Annotated in this window: 19 protein-coding genes; 8 read left to right on the plus strand and 11 right to left on the minus strand. The window is 65.3% G+C overall.

The features are described 5' to 3' along the window. Window positions 1-6: 6 nt before the first annotated feature. The 5 genes from ABE093_RS09750 to dnaA all read right to left on the minus strand — a co-directional run bounded on the left by ABE093_RS09750 (window position 7) and on the right by dnaA (window position 7,321). Window positions 7-819 carry a M48 family metallopeptidase gene (locus ABE093_RS09750; protein WP_430760694.1) on the minus strand — a complete coding sequence of 271 codons (813 nt, stop codon included), beginning with the start codon at window positions 817-819 and terminating at the stop codon, window positions 7-9. A gap of 67 nt (window positions 820-886) precedes the next feature. After that, entirely contained in the window at window positions 887-3,328 is a 2,442-nt protein-coding gene (gyrB, locus tag ABE093_RS09755; protein ID WP_430760695.1) for a DNA topoisomerase (ATP-hydrolyzing) subunit B, read from the minus strand. 167 nt (window positions 3,329-3,495) lie between these two features. After that, complete coding sequence (recF, locus tag ABE093_RS09760; RefSeq protein WP_430760696.1) at window positions 3,496-4,581, minus strand: DNA replication/repair protein RecF; 1,086 nt, start codon at window positions 4,579-4,581, stop codon at window positions 3,496-3,498. Window positions 4,582-4,654: 73 nt separating this feature from the next. Continuing rightward, the gene (dnaN, locus tag ABE093_RS09765; RefSeq protein WP_430760697.1) at window positions 4,655-5,758 is read right to left on the minus strand and encodes a DNA polymerase III subunit beta; all 1,104 of its coding nucleotides are present in this window, start codon (window positions 5,756-5,758) and stop codon (window positions 4,655-4,657) included. A 234-nt stretch (window positions 5,759-5,992) separates the two neighbouring features. Continuing rightward, window positions 5,993-7,321 (minus strand): chromosomal replication initiator protein DnaA, encoded by a 1,329-nt coding sequence (dnaA, locus tag ABE093_RS09770; RefSeq protein WP_430760785.1) that lies wholly within the window; start codon window positions 7,319-7,321, stop codon window positions 5,993-5,995. A 203-nt stretch (window positions 7,322-7,524) separates the two neighbouring features. Here dnaA and rpmH point away from each other — a divergent pair, with 203 nt between their 5' ends. The 5 genes from rpmH to ABE093_RS09795 all read left to right on the plus strand — a co-directional run bounded on the left by rpmH (window position 7,525) and on the right by ABE093_RS09795 (window position 12,424). Then, window positions 7,525-7,665, plus strand: coding sequence for a 50S ribosomal protein L34 (gene rpmH / locus ABE093_RS09775; protein WP_024868391.1), 141 nt, complete (start codon window positions 7,525-7,527; stop codon window positions 7,663-7,665). Between the two features lie 25 nt (window positions 7,666-7,690). Further along, window positions 7,691-8,146 (plus strand): ribonuclease P protein component, encoded by a 456-nt coding sequence (gene rnpA / locus ABE093_RS09780; RefSeq protein ID WP_430760698.1) that lies wholly within the window; start codon window positions 7,691-7,693, stop codon window positions 8,144-8,146. Between the two features lie 4 nt (window positions 8,147-8,150). Beyond that, window positions 8,151-9,866, plus strand: a complete 1,716-nt coding sequence (gene yidC, locus ABE093_RS09785; RefSeq protein WP_430760699.1) for a membrane protein insertase YidC — start codon at window positions 8,151-8,153, stop codon at window positions 9,864-9,866. Window positions 9,867-9,890: 24 nt separating this feature from the next. Continuing rightward, window positions 9,891-11,228 (plus strand): tRNA uridine-5-carboxymethylaminomethyl(34) synthesis GTPase MnmE, encoded by a 1,338-nt coding sequence (mnmE, locus tag ABE093_RS09790; RefSeq protein ID WP_430760700.1) that lies wholly within the window; start codon window positions 9,891-9,893, stop codon window positions 11,226-11,228. Window positions 11,229-11,332: 104 nt separating this feature from the next. Then, the gene (locus ABE093_RS09795; RefSeq protein ID WP_430760701.1) at window positions 11,333-12,424 is read left to right on the plus strand and encodes a TonB family protein; all 1,092 of its coding nucleotides are present in this window, start codon (window positions 11,333-11,335) and stop codon (window positions 12,422-12,424) included. A 67-nt stretch (window positions 12,425-12,491) separates the two neighbouring features. Here ABE093_RS09795 and ABE093_RS09800 read toward each other — a convergent pair whose 3' ends face one another. The 6 genes from ABE093_RS09800 to ABE093_RS09825 are packed head-to-tail and all read right to left on the minus strand — an operon-like array spanning window position 12,492 to window position 16,935. Continuing rightward, a complete protein-coding gene (locus ABE093_RS09800; protein ID WP_430760702.1) occupies window positions 12,492-13,658 on the minus strand; it encodes an ABC transporter permease in 1,167 nt (388 codons plus the stop codon). Continuing rightward, a complete protein-coding gene (locus ABE093_RS09805; RefSeq protein WP_430760703.1) occupies window positions 13,655-14,410 on the minus strand; it encodes an ATP-binding cassette domain-containing protein in 756 nt (251 codons plus the stop codon). Before ABE093_RS09805 ends, ABE093_RS09800 begins: the two co-directional genes overlap by 4 nt. Beyond that, window positions 14,407-15,954, minus strand: a complete 1,548-nt coding sequence (locus ABE093_RS09810) for an alpha/beta hydrolase (RefSeq protein WP_430760704.1) — start codon at window positions 15,952-15,954, stop codon at window positions 14,407-14,409. Before ABE093_RS09810 ends, ABE093_RS09805 begins: the two co-directional genes overlap by 4 nt. Window positions 15,955-15,965: 11 nt before the next feature. Continuing rightward, window positions 15,966-16,163, minus strand: a complete 198-nt coding sequence (locus ABE093_RS09815) for a helix-turn-helix transcriptional regulator (RefSeq protein ID WP_430760705.1) — start codon at window positions 16,161-16,163, stop codon at window positions 15,966-15,968. Continuing rightward, window positions 16,163-16,756, minus strand: a complete 594-nt coding sequence (locus tag ABE093_RS09820; RefSeq protein WP_430760706.1) for a hypothetical protein — start codon at window positions 16,754-16,756, stop codon at window positions 16,163-16,165. Before ABE093_RS09820 ends, ABE093_RS09815 begins: the two co-directional genes overlap by 1 nt. A 5-nt stretch (window positions 16,757-16,761) precedes the next feature. Next, window positions 16,762-16,935 carry a hypothetical protein gene (locus ABE093_RS09825; protein ID WP_430760707.1) on the minus strand — a complete coding sequence of 58 codons (174 nt, stop codon included), beginning with the start codon at window positions 16,933-16,935 and terminating at the stop codon, window positions 16,762-16,764. 121 nt (window positions 16,936-17,056) lie between these two features. On the opposite strand from ABE093_RS09825, the gene acnD reads away from it, so the two are divergent. From acnD to ABE093_RS09840, 3 genes are all read left to right on the plus strand, one after another. Further along, window positions 17,057-19,669 (plus strand): Fe/S-dependent 2-methylisocitrate dehydratase AcnD, encoded by a 2,613-nt coding sequence (gene acnD / locus ABE093_RS09830; RefSeq protein ID WP_430760708.1) that lies wholly within the window; start codon window positions 17,057-17,059, stop codon window positions 19,667-19,669. Window positions 19,670-19,677: 8 nt separating this feature from the next. Further along, complete coding sequence (prpF, locus tag ABE093_RS09835) at window positions 19,678-20,847, plus strand: 2-methylaconitate cis-trans isomerase PrpF (RefSeq protein WP_430760709.1); 1,170 nt, start codon at window positions 19,678-19,680, stop codon at window positions 20,845-20,847. A gap of 89 nt (window positions 20,848-20,936) precedes the next feature. Then, on the plus strand, window positions 20,937-21,437 hold the full coding sequence (locus ABE093_RS09840) for a hypothetical protein (protein WP_430760710.1): 501 nt from the start codon (window positions 20,937-20,939) through the stop codon (window positions 21,435-21,437). The last annotated feature ends 54 nt before the right edge of the window (window positions 21,438-21,491 follow it).

A 21,491-nucleotide genomic window follows, 5' to 3' on the forward strand; every position in this document is an offset into this window, starting at 1 on the left:
CCTAGCTTAACCGCATTTTGGCCTGCGGCCAGCAGCGCGGGCCTGTTCATAGGTCGGCATCAACCCCCCTGCCCGCTTGCCCAATTCCCCGAGGCGCGCCTGCGGATCCGGGTGGGTGGATAGCCATTGCGGCGGACGCGCGGATCCCGCGGAGATCATGTTCTGCCAGAGATTGACCGCCTTGCGCGGATCGAAACCGGCGCGCGCCATCAGTTGCTGACCGACGACATCCGCCTCGCTTTCCTGTTCGCGGCTGAAACGCAACAGCACCAGTTGTGCCGCGGTGCCGCCCAGCTGACCGACGGTGTCGGGATTGATTCCGGCCATCGCCGCCAGCACCTGCGCCACCATCAATCCGCCCTGCGCGGTCTGCGTGCGGGTGATGCGCTCGTTGTGGTGGTTGGAGATGACGTGGCCGATTTCATGGGCGATCACGGTCGCGAGTTCGTCCTGGTCGCGCGCGACCTTGAAGATCCCGGTATTCACGCCGACTTTCGCCCCGGGCAACGCGAACGCATTGGGTTCGGGATCGACGAAGACCGCGGTTTCCCAGTTGTAGCGCTGCCACTGCGGCGGCAACTGCTGCACCAAATCACCGACCACGCAATTGACGTAGGCGCGCTCGCGCGGGTTCTGCGTCTGCGGTTTCTGCGCCTTGAGCTTGGCGAACTCCTGCGCGCCCATCTGGTCCAGTTCCTGCTGGGACACACCACCCACCATCTGCTGGCGCCCGGTGGGCGACGTCGTGGTGGTGGCGCAACTGCTCAACAGCCCGAAGGCAGCAGCGAGCGCGGCAACACGGAAGTTCGGCTTGGGCATGGCGGGCTTCCCTGCAGTGGGTGGTTCAGCTTTTAGGCGACGGCGGTTGAAGGCCATGTCAACGACGTCAGACGTCGAGATTCGCGACCTTCAGCGCATTGTCCTCGATGAATTCGCGGCGCGGCTCGACCACGTCGCCCATCAGCGTGGTGAAAATCTGGTCGGCGGCAACCGCATCCTCGACCTTCACCTGCAACAGGCGGCGGGTATCCGGGTTCACCGTGGTCTCCCACAACTGTTCCGGGTTCATTTCGCCAAGGCCCTTGAAGCGCTGGATCTGGCGACCCTTCTTCGCTTCCTCGAGCAACCACGCCTGGGCGTCGGCGAAGGATGCGATCGCCTGCGCGCGATTGCCGCGGACGATCTGCGCGCCATCGCGTACCAGTCCGTGCAGCTGCATGGCGGCATCGCGCAGCGGCCTCAATTCGCCTTGCTCGAACACCGTGACTGGCAGGATCTGGATCAATTCTTCGCCCATGTGCAGGCGCGTGATCACCAGCGCTGCGGGACGCGATTCCGTCGCCGGCTGCAGCTTCAATGTGTAACGCGGCTTGCCCAATCCGCTCTGGTTGAGCTTGGTGGCCAGCGCATCGAGATCGCCCGGTGCAATAGTGGCCTCGGAAGACAGCGGCACGAAATCGACCAACGCTTCCAGCACCGCCGGATCGTAGCGATGCGCGTTGCGCGTGATCGATGCGCGCGCATCGGCGAATGCCATCAGCAGTTTTTCCAGCGCAGCGCCTTCGATCGCCGGCTCGCCCGTTGCCGGAACCAGCTGCGCGCCTTCAACCGCGTTGTTGGCGAGATAGGCATCGAGCGCGGCATCGTCCTTCAGGTACAACTCGTTCTTGCCCTGCTTGATCTTGTACAACGGCGGCAGGCCGATGTAGACGTGGCCGCGTTCGATCAGCTCCGGCATCTGCCGATAGAAGAACGTCAGCAACAACGTGCGGATGTGCGAGCCGTCGACGTCGGCGTCGGTCATCAGGATGATGCGGTGGTAGCGCAGCTTGTCCGGGTTGTATTCGTCCTTGCCGATGCCGGTGCCAAGCGCAGTGATCAGCGTGCCGACTTCGGCGCTGGCGAGCATGCGATCGAAACGCGCGCGCTCGACGTTGAGGATCTTGCCCTTGAGCGGCAGGATCGCCTGCGTCTTGCGGTTGCGGCCCTGCTTGGCCGAGCCGCCGGCCGAGTCACCCTCGACGATGAAGAGTTCCGACAGCGCCGGATCCTTTTCCTGGCAGTCGGCGAGCTTGCCGGGCAAGCCGGCGATATCGAGCGCGCCCTTGCGGCGGGTCAGGTCGCGGGCCTTGCGCGCAGCCTCGCGGGCGCGGGCGGCATCGACGATCTTGCCAGCGATCGAACGGGCTTCGTTGGGGTGTTCCTGCAGGAACTCCTCCAAACGTGCACCGAACGTGCTCTCAACAACCGGTCTCACCTCGGATGAGACGAGCTTCTCCTTGGTCTGGCTGGAGAAGCTGGGGTCCGGCACCTTGACCGACAGCACGGCGATCAGGCCTTCGCGCATGTCGTCGCCGGACAGCGATACCTTGGCCTGCTTGGCGATGCCGTTCTGTTCGATGTAATTGGTCAGGGTGCGCGTCAGCGCCGCGCGGAAACCCTGCAGGTGGGTGCCGCCGTCCTTCTGCGGGATGTTGTTGGTGAAGCAGAACATCGTTTCCTGGTAGGCGTCGGTCCATTGCAGGGCGACGTCCACGGTGATGCCGCTCTGCTCGCCGGTCACCGAGATCACGTTCGGATGCAGCGGCGTCTTGAGTTGGGCCAGATGCTCGACGAAGGAGCGGATGCCGCCCTCGTACTGGAAGGTGGTGCTCTCCCCTTCCCCGCGCTCGTCGGTCAGGATGATCTTGACGCCCGAGTTGAGGAAGCTGAGTTCGCGCAGGCGGCGCGCCAGGATGTCGTAGTGGAATTCGACGTCGGTGAAGATGTCGGCCGAAGGCCAGAACCGCAGCAAGGTGCCGCGTTTGTCGCCCTGGTCGCCCAGCCGCTTCAGCGGAGCCACTGGCTCACCCAGGCGGTATTCCTGCTGGTAGTGGCCGCCATCGCGCCAGATATCCAGCGTCAGCTTGTCGGACAGCGCGTTGACCACGCTGACACCGACGCCGTGCAGGCCGCCCGAAACCTTGTAGCTGTTGTCGTCGAACTTACCGCCGGCGTGCAGCACGGTCATGATGACTTCCGCCGCCGAGACGCCTTCTTCCTTGTGAATATCGACCGGGATGCCGCGACCGTTGTCGTAGACCGAGACCGAGCCATCGTGATGGATGGTGACGACGATGTCGTCGGCGTGGCCGGCCAGCGCCTCGTCGACGCCGTTGTCGACCACTTCGAACACCATGTGGTGCAGGCCGGTACCGTCGTGGACGTCGCCGATGTACATGCCCGGACGCTTGCGGACCGCTTCCAGGCCGCGCAGGACGGTGATCTTGGAGGAGTCGTAATTGGTGTTCTGGGGGGCGTTCGAGGCGCCCTCGGAGGTATCCGTCATGCAGGTCCCATGTCTGGGCGAGGCCGCTCGTGGGTGAGCCGCCAGCGCCGATCATTCGATGCCCTGATCATACCATCCAAGGGGTCCGGGATCGAGCGGAAGGGCTTGTTTTGCCTTGGTTTGCGCCCGTTTCGCGGGTCCGATTCAGGTGTCGGGAAACACGTTTTTCAGGCCGGTCGAATCGCTCCATGTTCCACGTGGAACATGGCTGCCGGCCAAGCCGGATCCAGCTCCAATGCCTCCAGCTCGGTGCCAGTGATGAAGACCTGGGCGCCACTGGCGACCAGGGCCGTCAGCAGGGCATGGCGGTGTCCACGATCGAGCTCGGAGGCGAGGTCATCCAGCAGGATCAGTGGCCATTCGCCGCGGCGGGCACGGAAGTCCTCGGCCTGGGCCAGGAGCAGGGCGAGGGCCGCCAGCTTGCTCTGGCCACGCGACAGCGGTTCACGGGCGGGGCGGGCGGCAAAACCCAGCAACAGATCGGCACGATGCGGCCCGGCCGTGGTGTGGCCCAGTTGGCGGTCGCGCTCGCGATTGACGAGCAGGGCATCCGCCAGGGTCAGCTCTTCGCGCCGCCAGCCCGGGAGATAGCCGTGTTGCGCCGATCCCAGCTCGGGGATCAGTTCATGCGCCCATTGCTCGACCTTGGGTTCCAGCGCCTCGACGTAACTGCGACGATGGCGATCCAGCGATTCCCCAGCCTGCGCCAACTCGAAATCCCACACATCCAGCGCGGCGTTGGTGCCCCCAGCCTTGAGCAGGGCATTGCGCTGCTTGAGGGCGCGGGCATGGCGACGCCAGACCGGCAGGAACTCAGGTTCCACGTGGAACAAGCCCCAATCCAGCAGGCGCCGTCGCGGCTCGCCACCTCCGGAGAGCAGGGCATGGCTCCCGGGTTCGAAGGTCACGGCGGCAAGCGCCGTGCAAAGCTCGCTGAGCTGGGCGACTTCCGCACCATCCAGCCGGCCCTGCCATTCGCTGCCGGCATGGCGAAGGCCCACTTGGTGTCGTCGGGTTCCTTCCTGTTCCGACCAGCGGGCGAAGAGCTGCAAGGCGGGGGCTCCCGTGCGGATCAGGCCATCGCGCACCCGGCCACGGAAACTGCGGCCATAGGCCAACAGATGCAGGGCTTCCAGCACGCTGGTCTTTCCGGCGCCATTGCTGCCGATCAGCAGATTCAGCCCCGGACCCGGTTCCAGGCGGACCTCCCGGATGCTGCGAACGTCTGCGATGTCGAGGTGTTCCAGCCTCATACTGCACACCCCGCAATCAACAACGCCCGGACAAGCCGGGCGTTGCAGGTGTTCCACGTGGAACCCGATCCTGTCACAGGCGCAGCGGCATCACCACGTGACGGCAACGCTCGTTGCTGGCTTCGCGCACCAGCGCCGAGGAGTTGGCATCGCGCAGGGCCAGCACGACCTTCTCGTCGCGCAGGGAGGACAGGGCTTCCAGCAGGTAGGTGACGTTGAACCCGATGGTCACGCCTTCGACGCGGGTATCGGCCTCGACTTCTTCCTGGGCTTCTTCCTGCTCCGGATTGTGCGAGCTGATGTGGAGCTGGCCCGGGGTGACTTCCAGGCGCACGCCGCGGTACTTCTCGTTCGAAAGGATGGCGACGCGCTGCAGGGCGGCGCGCAATTCCTCGCGATCCATCGTCACCAGCTTGTCGGCGCCGATCGGGATCACCGCCTCGTAATCCGGGAACTTCCCGTCGATCAGCTTGCTGGTGAAGGTGACATCGTCGCGCTTGACCCGCAGGTGGTTGCGGCCAAGTTCCAGTTCCAGCACGCGATCGCCGCCTTCCAGCAAACGCTGCAGCTCGTGCACGCCCTTGCGGGGCACGATGATCTGGCGCTTGGAACGGCTCTCGCCATTGAGCTGGGCTTCGCACAGGGCGAGGCGGTGGCCGTCGGTGGCGACGCAGCGCAGCAGTCCGTCGCGGAGATCGAACAGCAGGCCGTTGAGGTAGTAACGGACGTCCTGCTGGGCCATCGCGAAGGCGGTACGGTCGATCAGTTCCTTGAGCGCGGATTCGCTGATCTCGACGCGTTCGGTGGCATCGACCTCGTCGATCGAGGGGAAGTCGTTTGCCGGCAGGGTGGCGAGACTGAAGCGGCTGCGGCCAGCCTGCACAGTCATCTTGTCGCCGGACTGGGTCATCGTCACCTTGCTGCCATCGGGCAGGGCGCGGACGATGTCGAACCACTTGCGGGCGGGAATGGTGATCTCGCCATCCTCGGCGCCTTCGTCCAGTGCCGAGCGCGACACCATCTCGACTTCGAGATCGGTACCGGTCAGGGACAGACCGCCTTGCTTGACCTGGACCAGCAGGTTGGCGAGCACGGGCAGGGTCTGGCGACGTTCAACCACGTTCACCACTTGCGCCAGGGGTTTCAGCAGGGCTTCGCGTTGCAGGGTCAAGCGCATGGATGCAGTTCCGGGTTCGGGATCCATCCACTGCTTTTAAGTAGTGGATAAATCAAAAACGATGGTGGTTGTTGTGTCGCGTCAGGCTGTGGAAAAGCAGTTCAACGTATTGATTTAAAACAATATTTTGTTCGAAACAGGCCGTGGACAAGTCACCGGGAACCTCTGGGGCAAGTTGTGGACAACTCGGGGGCGCCAAATTGTCCAAAAGTTGTCCACAGGATTCCCCGGGGCTCATTCACTGAGTTTGCGCAACAGTTTCTCCCAATCCTCGTGGAGTTTGCCATCGGTCTCGAGCAATGTCCGGATCTGGCGGCAGGCATGCAACACGGTGGTGTGGTCGCGCCCGCCAAAGGCGTCGCCGATTTCCGGCAGGCTGTGGTCGGTCAGCTCCTTGGCCAGGGCCATCGCGATCTGGCGCGGGCGCGCCAACGAACGCGTCCGCTTCGGCCCGATCAGGTCCTTGACCTGCAGGCCGAAGTAGTCGGTGACGACCTTCTGGATCTGGCTGATGCCGACCGAATGGTCGCGCAGGACATCGCGCAGGGTTTCCTGGGCGAATTCGAGGGTGATCGGGCGGCCGGTGAAATTGGCGCGTGCGATCAGCGTGTTGAGCGCACCTTCGAGGTCGCGCACCGAGGAGCGCATCTTCTTGGCGAGCAGGCTGGCGACGTCGTCCGGAATCGGCACGCCGCGTTCGCGCGCCTTCGACAGCACGATCTGCGCGCGCGTTTCGTAATCGGGTGGATCGATCGCCACCGGCAGGCCCCAGCCCAGTCGCGATTTCAAGCGCGGTTCGAGCCCGTCGACTTCGCGCGGGTAGCGGTCGCAGGTCATGATGATCTGCTGGCGGCCGTCGAACAGCGCGTTGAAGGTGTGGAAGAACTCTTCCTGGGTGCGGTCCTTGCCGGCGAAGAACTGGATGTCGTCGATCAGCAGCGCGTCGAGGCCCTGGAACTGCTTGCGGAACGCGTCCATGCCGCCGGTGGCGGCGGGGTCGTACAACGCCTTGGTGAAGCCATCCATGAAGTCCTTGGAACGCAGGTACAGGACCTTGGCGGCCGGATTTTTCGCCAGCAATTCGTTGCCGGCGGCGAACATCAGGTGGGTCTTGCCGAGCCCCGTGCCGCCGTACAGCAGCAACGGGTTGTGGGCACGATCGCCCGGCGATTGCGAGGCCTGCCAGGCCGCGGCGCGCGCCAGCTGGTTGCTGCGTCCTTCGACGAAATTCTCGAAAATGTACTGGTTGTCGAGATTGCCGTGGAATGCTGGCTCGGCGACACGCGCGGGCGTGGCCGAAGACGGTGTCGCCGAAGGCGCCGCGGCGCGCTTGAGCGCGCCGACTTCGACCGCGACGTCGCGGCTGCCGGCGTAGTGGTCGAGCAGTTCGCGGATGCGTGGCAGGAAGCGATCGCGCACCGTATCGACCACGAACTGGTTGGGCGCGTACAGCACCAGCGCGCGTTCGCGGGCATCGGCCTGCAGCGGACGCAACCAGGTATGGATGTCCTCGCTCGGGAATTCGTGCTCGAGCTGGGCCAGGCAGCGGGGCCAGGCTTCCAGGGTGGCGGTCGGAGGCAACAGGCTCATCGGGCTCGTGGACGTGCGTTCGGCCCGACGTGCGGGAATCCGGACTGGAGGAGGGAACGTCCAGACTATCATCGGGGGGCGGGGGCCGCCATCGGCACGTCCGCCCGCATTTGACAGGCGCCCGGGACCCCCGCTAGAATTTCCGGTTCCACGTTTATATCGATGGCGCCGACACCATGGCCACCAAGCGCACCTACCAACCCAGCAACCTCAAGCGCAAGCGCGATCACGGTTTCCGTGCCCGCATGAAGACGGCCGATGGCCGCAAGGTGCTGGCTCGCCGCCGCGCCAAGGGTCGCAAGCGTCTCTGCGCCTGATCGGCGCTTTGACCGGGACGGACTGATGCCGTCCCTTGCGGATACCCGGAAATTTTCCAAATCGGCTCGCGTGCGAACGCGGGCCGATTATTCGTGCGCGTTCGATGGCGCGAAACGCCTGCACGGACCGTTGCTGCAGCTCGCGGTGAAGCGCGAAGTCGCGGCGGAAACCGGCGCACGACTGGGCATCGCGGTTTCGCGCAAGGTCGACGGCAATGCGGTTGGCCGCAACCGCATCAAGCGCGTCTGGCGCGAAACCTTCCGCCACCAGCGCATGCATCTCCCCGCCGGCACCTATGTCGCGGTCGCCAAGCCGCCCGCGGCGCAGGCGGACAATCCGGCGCTGCGCGCGGCCTTGCTTGAATTGCTGGCGCGCGCCGCCAGATTGCCGGGACACCCTGCCATCGGCACAATGCCGCGCGACGCTTCATCCACCCCTTCTGTTCCCGACGCCGCATCGCCGGCGTCCCATTCCGACTGATCGCATGAACCAGCAGACCCGCCTCTTCCTTTTGTTCGCCTGGCTGATGGTGGCCGTCCTGTTGTGGATGGAGTGGGGCAAGGAGCAAGCCGCCAAGCTGGCGCCGCCACCGGTGACGCCGGCCGCGCAGGTCGTTCCGCAAGTGGTGCCGGGTGCACTGCCGGCAGCAGCGCCCGCAAATGCCGCGACGACGGCTGCACCGACCGCGGCAAACGCGGCCACTCCGGCGAATGCGCAGGCCAGCGCCGCGCCTGCGTCCGTGCAGGTCGAGACCGACGTGCTGCGCGTGCAGCTCGATGGCGGCAGCTTCCGCCAGGTCGATCTGTTGCAGTACCCCAAGACCCTGGGCGGCAATGATCCGGTGCGCCTGTTCTCGGCCGACAACGCCGACTACTACATGGCGCAGAGCGGCTGGAACGGGCAGGGCGGTTCGCAGGCGCCGAACCACACCGGTTTCGTTGTCGATGGTGGCGCCACGCAATTCAAGCTGGCCGCCGGCGCCAAGACGCTGGACGTGCCGTTCACCTGGACCGGCGCCAATGGCGTTGCGATCCATCGGAACGTGCGCTTCACCCGCGGCAGCTACGCGGTGGACGTGCGCGACAGTGTGACCAACGGTGGCGGCACGCCGTGGCAGGGCTACATCTACCGCCAGCTGGTGCGCGTGCCGCCGACCTTGCAGACCGGGATGATGCATCCGGAGTCCTACAGCTTCGTCGGTGCGACCTGGTCGGATGGCAAGCATTACGAACGCCGCCCGTTCAAGGACTACATGGATGGCGGCAGCGTCGACCAGACCATCCAGGGCGGCTGGCTGGCGATGCCGCAGCACCACTTCCTGAGCGTGTGGATTCCCGAAGCCGACCAGCAGGCGAAGTTCTCGCTGAGCCAGAACGGCCCGGCCGACAGCATCGCGGCGATGGGTCCGGGGTTCACCGTGCAGGCCGGCCAAACGGTGACGACCAATGCCCGCCTGTGGGTGGGACCGAAGGACGTCAAGGCGCTGGAAGCGCTCGGCGTGCCCGGCCTCGATCGCGTCATCGACTACAGCCGCTGGGACTGGCTTGCCTATCTCGGGACGGGGCTGTTCTGGCTGCTCTCGAAGATCCACGCGCTGTTCGGCAACTGGGGCTGGTCGATCATCGGGCTGGTGTTCCTGCTGAAACTCGCGCTGTTCCCGCTGTCGAACGCGCAGTACAAGTCGACCGCGCAGATGCGTCGCGTGCAGCCGCGGATGAAGGCGCTGCAGGAACGCTACGGCGACGACAAGCAGAAGCTCCAGATGGCGATGATGGAGCTGTACAAGACCGAGAAGATCAATCCGATCGGCGGCTGCCTGCCCATCATCCCGCAGACCATCATCTTCATGACGCTGTACTGGGTGCTGTCGGAATCGGTGGAACTGCGCCATGCGCCGTGGATGGGCTGGATCCACGACCTCACCGCGCGCGATCCCTATTTCGTGCTGCCGATCCTCAACGCCGCGATCATGTTCTTCACCCAGCACCTGACGCCGCCGGCGCCGGGCATGGACCCGACGCAGCAGAAGATGATGAAGGCGATGCCGGTGATCTTCGGCGTCATCCTCGCCTTCCTGCCGGCTGGCCTCGTGCTGTACCAGGTGGCGAACGGTGCGCTGGGCCTGATCCAGCAGACCTACATGCTGCGCAAGTACGCCGACAAGCCGTCGCCCGGCACGCACGAAGCCAAGAAAAAGTAATCGGCATGGCGGCATGATGTGCGCATGAGCACGTCCGCCAGCACGACAACGATCGTCGCGATCGCCAGCGCCCCCGGACAGGGTGGCGTTGGCATCGTGCGTCTGTCGGGTTCGCGCGCGCACGACATCGCCGCGCGCCTGTGCGGGAAACCACTGGTTCCGCGACAGGCGATCCGCGTGCAGGTGCGCGCCGTCGATGACGACGATCTCATCGACGATGGCATCGCGCTGCGCTTCGTCACGCCGGCGAGTTTCACCGGCGAAGACGTGGTGGAACTGCAGCTGCACGGCAGCCCGGTGCTGCTGGAACAGGTGCTGCAGGCGGCGGTGCAGCTGGGGGCACGACGTGCGCGTCCCGGCGAATTCAGCGAGCGGGCGTTCCACAACGGCAAGCTCGACCTCGCGCAGGCCGAAGCGATCGCCGACCTGATCGCCGCGCGCGACGTGCAGGCTGCCCGGGCGGCGCGACGTTCGCTGGATGGCGCGTTCTCCATACGCGTCGATGCCTTGGCGGCGCGGCTGCTGCATCTGCGCGTGCACATGGAAGCGGCGATCGATTTCGCCGACGAGCCGATCGAGACGCTCGGCGGTGACGCCTTGCAGGGCGGCATCGCCGCGGCATCGCGTGAACTCGACGCGTTGTTGACCGCGGCGGAGCAGGGGCGTCGCCTGCGCGATGGCCTGCATGCGGTGCTGGTCGGCCTGCCCAACGCCGGCAAGAGTTCCTTGCTCAATGCATTGGCCGGCAGCGATCGCGCCATCGTCACCGATGTGCCCGGCACGACGCGCGACCTCTTGCACGAAACCATTCGCGTCGATGGCGTCGAACTGACATTGGTGGATACCGCGGGGCAACGCGACGACGGCGATGCGATCGAACGCGAAGGCATGCGCCGCGCACGCGCCGAGCTCGAGCGCGCCGATCTTGCGATCGCGGTGCTGGATGGGCGCGATGCCGACGACCAGCGCGAACAGTTGCGGCCGTTGCTGGCTGGTGTTCCGCAGGTGCTGTGGATCCACAACAAGGGCGACCTGTACGCGCCGATGATGGTCGGCGACGACGCCATCGTCGTTTCCGCGAGAACCGGGGAAGGACTCGCCAGCCTGCGCGAACGGCTCGCGGGCATGGCCGGGCATCAGGCGGGCGAGGGCGCATTCAGCGCGCGCGCGCGCCACGTCGAAGCCTTGCAGCGTGCGCGCGAACATCTGTCCGCGGCTGGTTCAGCTTTCGAGCATGGCCAGCTGGAACTGGCTGCCGAGGATCTCCGCCTGGGCCACGATGCCCTTGGTGAAATCACCGGTCGTGTGCTGGCCGATGACCTGCTCGGGCACATCTTCACGAGCTTCTGCATCGGCAAATAGCGCCTGCGCTGTGACGCGCCCGACATATCCGGACATCGGGGTGTTGACAAGGTGCCTGCCCGTGGCTTGTATTCGTCCGGTTACGCCTCCCCGGGGAAATCCACATGCAATCGACCGCCGCCGCAAGGCCCGCGCCCACTCTCCTGTCCCGCTCGCTGCTTGCCGGTGGCGTCGCCATCGTGCTTGCGCTGGGCATGACCGCCTGCAAGAAGGACGAAAACGCAGCGCCCGCTGCCGGTACCCCGGCTGCGACGCCGGCCGCAGCACCCGCGCAGGCGGTGTCGTCGGCGGTTGCCGCGATGGGCGCCGACCAGCTGCGTGATGCCGCTGCAAAGGCCCTGAGCGAACAGCGCCTGTACGCGCCGGCCGGCAACAACGCCATGGAGTATTACCTCGCGCTGCGCGACAAGTCGGCGAGCGATCCTTCGGTCGCCAGCGCGCTGACCGATCTCCAGCCCTACGCGACCATCGCCACCGAGCAGGCCATCGCCCGCAAGGACTTCAGCGAAGCCGACCGTCTCTATGCACTGCTGGAGAAGGCCGATTCCGCGGCGCCGGCACTGCCGCGCCTGAAGAACGCGATCGCCGATGGCGAGAAGGCCGCCGCCGCGGCTGCGGCTTCCGGCACCACGCCGGTGCTGACGCCGCAGGAACAGGCCAAGCAGGCCGAGCTCGAGAAGAAGCGCCTGGAAGACCAGAAGAAGTTGCAGGAACAGGCGGCGAAGGAACTGGCGGCCAAGCAGGCGCAGGACAAGGCCACGCAGACGGCCCAGAAGCAGCAGCAGGACGCCGCCGCGAAGGCGGATGCCGATCGCAAGGCGGAAGCGGACCGCAAGGCCGAAGCCGATCGCAAGGCGGAAGCAGACCGCAAGGCCGCCGCCGATCGCGCCGCCGAACAGCAACAGCAGCGTGCGGCCGCCGCGCCGGCGCGCAGCGCAAGCAGCGAATTGCGCGCGATCAGCACGCCGAGCCCGCGTTTCCCGGTCGAAGCATTGCGCAGCGGCCAGAGCGGCAGCGTGACCGTGGAGTTCACCGTGTCGCAGGATGGCTCGGTCGGCGCGGCGCGCGTGGTCGACGCCAATCCGCCGCGTGTGTTCGATCGCGAAGCGCTGAACGCGGTCCGCAAGTGGCGCTTCGAACCGGTCGGTTCGCCGGTGACCACGCGCCGCACGATGCAGTTCAAGCCGAGCGAATGATCGTTTCGACGCACAAGAAAAAGCCCGGCTTGCGCCGGGCTTTTTTGTTGCCTGTCATCCGCGCCGGTCAGGAGGCGACCGCGAGTTTCTCCTGGCCGTAGCGGCGCACCGCCATCCACCACAGCAAGGCGGTTACGCCGATCGCGGAAGCGAAATACACCAGCCATTCCAGCGGCTGGATGGCTTCGCTGCGCAGCACCTTGAGGATGATCTGGTTCTGCGCGAGGAACGGGACCGCGAATTGCCACAGCGCGTTCTTCACCGGATTCACCATCAGGAAGATGGTCGGGATCATCGGCAGCAGCATCAGGATCGACATGAAGCTCTGCGCTTCCTTCACCGACTTCGCGCCCGAGGCGATCAGCGTCAGCAGGCTGCAGCCGAGCGCCACCAGCGGCAACAGGATCAGCAGCATCTTCAATACCGCGGGCGTGCTGATGTCCATCGCCTTGCCGATGCCGGGCGTGAGTTGCGCGCCAAGCTTGAACGACAGGCAGGTGAGGGTGACGGAGACGATGCCGATCATCACGGCGGCGATCACCTTGCCGCTGACCATGGTGCTGCGCGCGACCGGATTGGTGAGCAGCGGTTCCAGCGACTGGCGTTCGCGTTCGCCGGCGGTCATGTCGATCACCAATGCCGCGCCGCCGAGGAATCCGCCGAGGATCAGCAGGTAGGGCAGGAACGACATCACCCGGCCACGGCGCGCTTCCGGCGTCGACAGGTCCTTGTTCGCCACCATGACCGGCGCCGCGACCTGCGGATTCATGCCGCGGGCGAGCAGGCGCAGCGCACCCATCTGCTGGGTGTAGATGTTGAGCAGCGTCGTCACGCGTTCGGTGGGAATGCGCGCGTCCTGGCGGGTGGAATCGTTGACCACTTCGACCAGCGCGGGTTCGCCCTTGCGCCACTGTTCCTCGAACTTGTCGCCGATGCGGATGTAGACGTCCTCGCTCTGGCTGCGGATGGCGGCATCGGGATCGGCGACGTTCTTCGCGGTGACGCCGTGCCCGGCCAGCCACTTGACCAGGTTGGGCGCGTGCTGCCCGCCGACGATGGCGATTTCCAGCGGCTTGTCGTTGAGCTCCTTCATCTTGTGCTGCATGAAGGTGCCAAGTCCGAAGATCAGCAGCAACATCAGCACCGGCGTCATCAGCAACGTCAGCAGCATGGTCTTGCGATCACGGGAGAAGTCGAGCAGTTCCTTGCCGACGATAGCTTTCAGGGCATTCATGCGTGCAGTCCTTCTTCGCTGCCGATCAGGCGGACGAAAGCGTCTTCGAGGTTGGATTCATGGGCTTGTTCGCGCAGCTCGTCGGGACTGCCTTCGGCCATGACGCGGCCGTGGGCGATGATGACGATGCGATCGCAGAGCGCGGCGACCTCCTGCATGATGTGGCTGGAGAACACCACGCAATGGCCTTCGTCGCGCAGGTGCTTGAGGAAGCTGCGCAGGCCGCGGGTGGTCATCACGTCGAGGCCGTTGGTCGGTTCATCGAGGATGACGTTGCGTGGAGAATGGATCAGTGCACGCGCGATCGCGGTCTTGGTGCGTTGGCCCTGCGAGAAACCTTCGGTGCGGCGATCGAGGAAATCCTCCATCTGCAGCGCCGACGCCAGCGATGCGATGCGCTGGTCCGATTGCTGCGGCGAGAGTCCGTGCAGTTCGCCGAAGTAACGGATGTTCTCGCGCGCGGTCAGGCGCTTGTAGACGCCGCGCGCATCCGGCAGCACGCCGAGCGCGCGACGAACGGCGTTCGCATCGATGCGGCTATCGATGCCGTCGACGGTGACGCTGCCGCTTTCCGGCGTCATCAGCGTGTAGAGCATGCGCATGGTGGTGGTCTTGCCGGCGCCGTTGGGGCCGAGCAGGCCGGTGATCTGGCCATCGCGCGCGGTGAAGCTGACGTCGTCGACGGCGACCACCGGGGCGTCGTTCTTGCCCTTGCCGGGAAAAGTCTTGCGGAGATGTTCGGCGACGATCATGGCGTCCATCCGTTGTAGTCGATGAAGGAAGGCGTCGGGCTGAGCGCATCGAGGCACTTGGCATCGAGCGACTTGGCGTCGGCGGTTTCGATGAACTTCGCAAACAGGCGCGGCATGCAGCCGGAGGCGATCACGTTGTGGCCCTGGCCATTGAGCACCAGCAGGCGGCCGTTGGGCAGCGACTTCGCCACTTCCTCGCCATAGCGCGGCGGCGTCACCGGATCGAACTGGCCTTCCAGCACCAGCGCCGGCACCGGCGTCGTCAATGCGTTGTGGAAATCGGCTGGCACCTTGCCTTTCGGCCACTGCGTGCAGGCCTGCGTCATGAAGCGGGCCATGTCGTTGCCGAGCACCGTGCCGCTGTCGTCCTGCACGGTCGCGGGCGCCTGGTCGGCATCCTCGCTGCACACCACCGACAGCTGCATGCCCATCGCCATCTGGTCCTTCATCTGCGTGCGCAGCATCGACGTCAGCGCCTTGAGCCCGGCGTAGCGGCCTTGCGCGGCTTCATGGATCTGCAGCGGCAGGATCGAGGCGATCGCCGGCATGTAGGCGAACATGCGCACGAGGCCGGCCACTTCATCGGCGGTCAGCGCTTCGGTCTTCTGCTCGCCGGACAGGGGATCGCGATAGCTGACCTGCGGCGGTGCGTTGCGCAGCGTCGCCAGCAGGTTGCCGAGCTCGGCGCGCGGATCGCCGAACTTCGCCTTGCACTGCGCGTCCTTGGTGCAGACGCCGAATTGCAGCGCCAGCGCGTCGTCGAGGTTGCGCGCCCAGATGTTGGACAGGTGCAAGGTGTTGGGCACGACGGAATCGAGCACGATGCTGCGGGTTTGTTGCGGATGGCGCATCGCGTATTGCTGCGCCACGCGGGTGCCGTAGCTCACGCCGTAGAGGTTGATCTGCTTCGCGCCGATGGCGGTGCGCACGGCGTCGAGATCGGCGACCGCCTCGGTGGTGCCGTACTGGCGCAGGTCGGCGCGCTTCGACAGCGTGTCGATGCAGCTGGTGGTGAGGTGCAGCATGGCGGCGGCGTCCGGCGCCGATGCGCTTTCGTCGCCGACATCGCAGGCGAGTTTGTTGGAACCGCCGGTGCCGCGCTGGTCGACCAGGATCACGTCGCGCTGGTTGAGCACGCCCTGGAACACCGGCGCGAGCATGGCGTAACTGTCGACCGCGGATTGCCCGGGACCGCCGGCGATCAGGAACACCGGATCGTCATGCTGCTCGGCATCTTCGTCAGCCGGGACCCAGGCGATGCGCAGGTCGATCTTGCGGCCGTTCGGTTCGGAACGGTTTTCCGGCACCGACAGCGTCGTGCACTGCGCGGGCAGGCCTTCGCGTCCCGCCGCGCCCGGCAAGGTGCAGGGCTTGAAACTCAACTGCCCAAGCTTGCGCAACTGCGCGGGTTCGACATGCGCGGGTTGCGCGGATGCGTTGGAATTGGCCGCTTGCGCAGCCGGTTGGTGCTTGCGCCATGACTGGTAGCCGAACAGTGCAACGGCTGCCAGCACCGCAAGAATGATGCGGATCTTTCTGGACATGTGCCCCCTCCTCAAGGTTCCTGGTAGATGAAAACGGATTCGATGGGTTCGTCGAACAACTTCGCGATGCGGAACGCCAGCGGCAACGACGGATCGTATTTGCCGGTTTCCAGCGCGTTGATGGTCTGGCGCGAAACCTCGAGGCGCTCGGCCAGCGCGGCCTGCGACCAGCCCATCTGTTCGCGCAATTCGCGCAGGCGGTTGTCCATCAGCGGTAGCGCCGGGTCGCGAGGAACTTGCCGATGGCGTAGGTGAAGCACATCAACGGGAAGACCCAGATCATGGCGACGCCGGATGGAACGTCGATGATCTTGCCGAGCTGGAGGAAACCGCCGGCGAGATAGACCTGCGAGACGACCAGCGCGGCGACGCCGACGGCTTCCATCTCGATGCGGCGCTGCATCTCGTCGACCGTGCGCAGGTAGCGCAGGAAGGCGAACATGACGAAGGAAATCGGCAGCGCCGGGGCGATGGCGATCACCGCGCGCAGCGGCATCGCCATCTGGTAATGCTTCAGCAGCCAGGTCGATGCGAACACGATCGCGACGTACAGCAGCATCGCCGGCCACAGGCGGCGGCGGTAATCGCGGCTGGCGCGACTGGAATATTCCTCCTCGCAGTGGTCGCGCCACCAGCGCGGTGCGAGGTAGAGGAAGGCGACGAGCGCGACCAGGCCCGCGCCCATTCCGGTGAGGAAGCCGACGCGGCTATCCGGCCAGCCGGCATGGTTGCCATACAGCGCCAAGCCGAACGACACCACGATGCCGGCGCAGGCCAGGCGCAGACGATTCTGGAAGCTCATGCTGGTCACTGCGGCTTCCTCCGCGCGCTGGCCATCAGGGCGACGCCGAGGGCGATGAAGGCCGGTCCGGGCGCCCACAGGCCGGTGTTGCGGGTCGCAAGGCCGGCGGCAAGGAAAACGATCCCGACGATCAGGAACACGAGGCCGGGGCTGCGGGTGGAGCGGGGCTTGTCGTTCATGGCGGTGTGTCAAGTGACCTTGACAACACACTAAGCCCGGCAAATCCGGGTTGTCAAGCGTCCTTGACAATCTGGCGTTTCGGCTCGAAGCCGGGAGGGGCGCTGGAGTACCATTTGCGCCATGAACAGCAGCCACAAGAAACCGTTGCCGGGCACCGATCTGGCCTATTTCGACGCCTCCGCGGCGGTCGAGGCGATCCAGCCCGGCGCCTGGGCCGGATTGCCCTATACCTCGCGGGTGTTCGCCGAAAACATCGTCCGCCGCGCCGAACCGGCGAGGATCGCCGACTATCTCGGCCAGCTGGTCGGTCGCCGCCGCGACCTCGATTTCCCGTGGTTCCCGGCGCGCGTGGTCTGCCACGACATCCTCGGCCAGACCGCCCTGGTCGACCTCGCCGGACTGCGCGACGCCATCGCCGACCAGGGCGGCGATCCGGCGCAGGTGAACCCGGTGGTGCCGGTGCAGCTGATCGTCGACCACTCGCTGGCGGTCGAATTCGACGGCAACGACCCCAACGCGTTCGCCAAGAATCGCGCGGTGGAGAATCGTCGCAACGACGATCGCTTCCACTTCATCGACTGGACCAAGCACGCGTTCCGCAACGTCGACGTGATCCCGCCGGGCAACGGGATCATGCATCAGATCAATCTGGAGCGGATGTCGCCGGTGGTGGGCGTCAGCGATGGCGTCGCCTATCCCGATACCTGCGTCGGCACCGATTCGCATACGCCGCATGTCGATGCGCTGGGCGTGATCGCGGTCGGCGTCGGTGGGCTGGAAGCCGAGAACGTGATGCTCGGCCGCGCGTCGTGGATGCGCCTGCCCGACATCATCGGCGTCGAACTGACCGGCAAGCCACAGCCGGGCATTACCGCGACGGACGTCGTGCTCGCGCTCACCGAATTCCTGCGCAAGCAGAAGGTGGTCGGCGCCTTCCTCGAATTCCGTGGCGAAGGCGCCGCCGCGCTCACGCTCGGCGATCGCGCGACGATCTCCAACATGGCGCCGGAATACGGCGCGACCGCGGCGATGTTCTTCATCGACCAGAACACGCTGGACTACCTGCGCCTGACCGGGCGTGGCGACAAGCAGGTCGCCCTGGTCGAGACCTATGCCAGGACCGCCGGCCTGTGGGCCGACACGTTGGCGAACGTGCAATACGAACGCACGCTGACGTTCGATCTCTCGAGCGTGGTACGCTCGCTGGCCGGACCGTCGAATCCGCATGCGCACCTGCCGGTGAACGAACTGCAGTCGCGCGGCATCGCCGACGAAGCAAAACTGCAAGCCGGTCGTGGCGAGGAAGCACAAGGCTTGATGCCGGATGGCGCGGTCATCATCGCCGCCATCACCAGCTGCACCAACACCTCGAATCCACGCAACGTGATCGCCGCGGGCCTGATCGCGCGCAATGCCAATCGCGCTGGACTCATCCGCAAGCCGTGGGTGAAATCGTCGCTGGCACCGGGATCGAAGGCGGTGGCGCTGTACCTGGAAGAGGCCGGATTGAAGTCGGAACTGGAAAAACTCGGTTTCGGCATCGTCGCCTTCGCCTGCACCACCTGCAACGGCATGAGCGGCGCGCTCGACCCGAAGATCCAGCAGGAAGTGATCGATCGCGATTTGTATGCGGTGGCAGTGTTGTCGGGCAACCGCAACTTCGATGGCCGCATCCATCCCTATGCCAAGCAGGCCTTTCTCGCGTCGCCGCCACTGGTCGTTGCCTACGCGATCGCCGGCACCGTACGTTTCGACATCGAGAAGGATGCGCTCGGCCACCGCGCCGACGGGACGCCGGTCTATCTCAAGGACATCTGGCCGGACGACGCCGAGATCGACGCGATCGTGAAGTCGGCGGTGAAGCCGGAACAGTTCAATGCCGTCTACGAACCGATGTTCCGTCGCCATGGCGATGACGGCGTGCAGGTTGCGCCGCTGTACGAGTGGCGCCCGCAGTCCACCTACATCCGCCGTCCGCCGTACTGGGAAGGCGCCTTGGCCGGGACCCGCACGCTGAGCGGAATGCGTCCGCTGGCGGTGCTCGGCGACAACATCACCACCGACCACCTGTCGCCTTCGAATGCGATTCTTCTCAACAGCGCCGCCGGCGAATATCTCGCCAAGATGGGTTTGCCGGAAGAAGACTTCAATTCCTATGCGACGCATCGCGGCGATCACCTCACCGCGCAACGCGCGACCTTCGCCAATCCGAAAACGATCAACGAGATGGCGGTGGTCGACGGCGCGGTGAAACAGGGATCGCTGGCGCGTGTCGAACCCGACGGCAAGGTGATGCGGATGTGGGAAGCGATCGAAACCTACATGGATCGCGGCCAACCGCTGATCATCATCGCCGGTGCCGATTACGGCCAGGGCAGTTCGCGCGACTGGGCGGCCAAGGGCGTGCGCCTTGCCGGCGTGGAAGTGATCGCCGCCGAAGGCTTCGAACGCATCCATCGCACCAACCTGATCGGCATGGGCGTGCTGCCGCTGGAATTCCTGCCCGGCACCAACCGCAAGACGCTGGCGATCGATGGCACCGAAACCTACGACGTGGTCGGCGAACGCACGCCGCGCGCGACGTTGACGCTGGTGATCCATCGCAGGAACGGCGAGCGCGTGGACGTGCCGATGCTGTGCCGCCTCGATTCCGACGAGGAAGTGTCGATCTACGAAGCGGGTGGGGTACTGCAGCGCTTCGCCCAGGATTTCCTCGAACACCGCGCCGCATGATGACGACGATGAAACAGACCAAGATTCCCGCTACCTACATGCGCGGCGGCACGTCGAAGGGCGTGTTTTTCCGCCTCCAGGATTTGCCGGAATTCGCGCGGACGCCGGGCAACGCGCGCGATGCATTGCTGCAACGGGTCATGGGTTCGCCCGACCCATACGGCAAGCAGACAGACGGCATGGGTGGCGCGACGTCAAGCACCAGCAAGGTGGTGATCATCTCCCCATCGTCGGTGCACAACCACGACGTCGACTACCTGTATGGCCAGGTCCCCCTTGATGCCGACTTCATCGACTGGAGCGGCAATTGCGGCAATCTATCCTCGGCAGTCGGTCCGTTCGCGATCGCCAACGGATTCCTCGATCCCGCGCGGGTGCCGAGCGATGGCGTCTGCACAGTGCGCATCTGGCAGGCCAATATCGGCAAGACCATTGTCGCCCACGTGCCCGTCGCGAACGGCGAAGTGCAGGAAACCGGTGACTTCGAACTGGATGGCGTGACGTTTCCCGCTGCCGAGGTCGCGCTGGAATTCCTCGACCCCGCCGATGAAGGTGAGGACGGAGGCAGCATGTTCCCGACCGGCAACCTGGTCGACGAACTCGATGTGCCCGGCGTCGGCATATTCAAGGCGACGATGATCAATGCCGGCGTGCCGGTGGTTTTTGTCGAGGCGTCTGCGCTGGGTCTCGACGGCACCGAACTGCAATCGGCGATCAACGAGAACGCAGCGCTGCTGGCGAAGCTGGAAGCGATCCGTGCCGCCGGCGCGGTGCGCATGGGCCTGATCCACGACGTGAGCGAAGCCGCGCGGCGACCACTCACACCGAAGGTCGCATTCGTCGCGCCGCCGAAGGATTACGTCTCGTCCAGCGGCAAGCACGTGCATGCCGCCGACATCGCACTGCTGGCACGGGCGATCTCGATGGGCAAGCTGCATCACGCGATGATGGGCACAGCCTCGGTCGCGATCGCGACGGCCGCGGCGGTGCCGGGCACGGTGGTCAATGCCGCGGCAGGCGGAGGAACGCGCGATGTCGTGCGTTTCGGTCATCCGTCCGGAACCCTGCGCGTGGGCGCCGAGGTAAAACAGATGAATGGCCGGTGGGTCGCGACCAAGGCGGTGATGTCGCGCAGTGCGCGCGTGCTGATGAGCGGCCAGGTGCACGTGCCGGTTTGACGGATTGGTCCAGATCCGGGGTGCGGAATTGGCTTGGCCTCGCCAGGGCGCAGGCACGATAGTTCACGGGACTTTTCCCGGAACATCACATGTCAGTGCTTGCGACAGCGCAAAAACAACCGCAGTACCCACGCATCGGACGCATCGTTCGCTACGCCATCATCGGCGGCATCGTTCTGGGATGCGTTGACATTCTTTTTGCCTGGCTGTTCTGGCGCGACCAGGGCCTGACGATTGCGGGCGTGTTCCAGTCGATTGCGCGCGGCATCTACGGCAAACAGGCGGCATCGCTCGGAAGCACCAGCATCGCCGTCGGTGTGCTCTGTCATTTCTTCATCGCCAGCTGCATGGTCGGCGCCTGGATCGTGTTCGTTTCATGCAAACCGACGTTCAACAGGCGCTGGATTTTGTGGGGCGCGTTGTACGGGTTGCTGCTCTATCTCTTCATGAATTTCGTGTTGCTGCCGATGACGCCAGTTGGCTGGCCCAAGTTCGCCAATCCGGAATGGATCGAAGCGAGCGTGTTCATGCACCTGCTGTTCGGGATGTGGTGCGCCTGGTGCGGATCGCGCTATCTCTCGCGGCGATGACACGCACGACTTCGCACGCACCCATCATTTCGCATCGACGACAAGATGCGCAAA

The organism is Solilutibacter silvestris, assembly GCF_050574925.1.
In the GTDB taxonomy this organism is placed as follows: domain Bacteria; phylum Pseudomonadota; class Gammaproteobacteria; order Xanthomonadales; family Xanthomonadaceae; genus Solilutibacter; species Solilutibacter silvestris_A.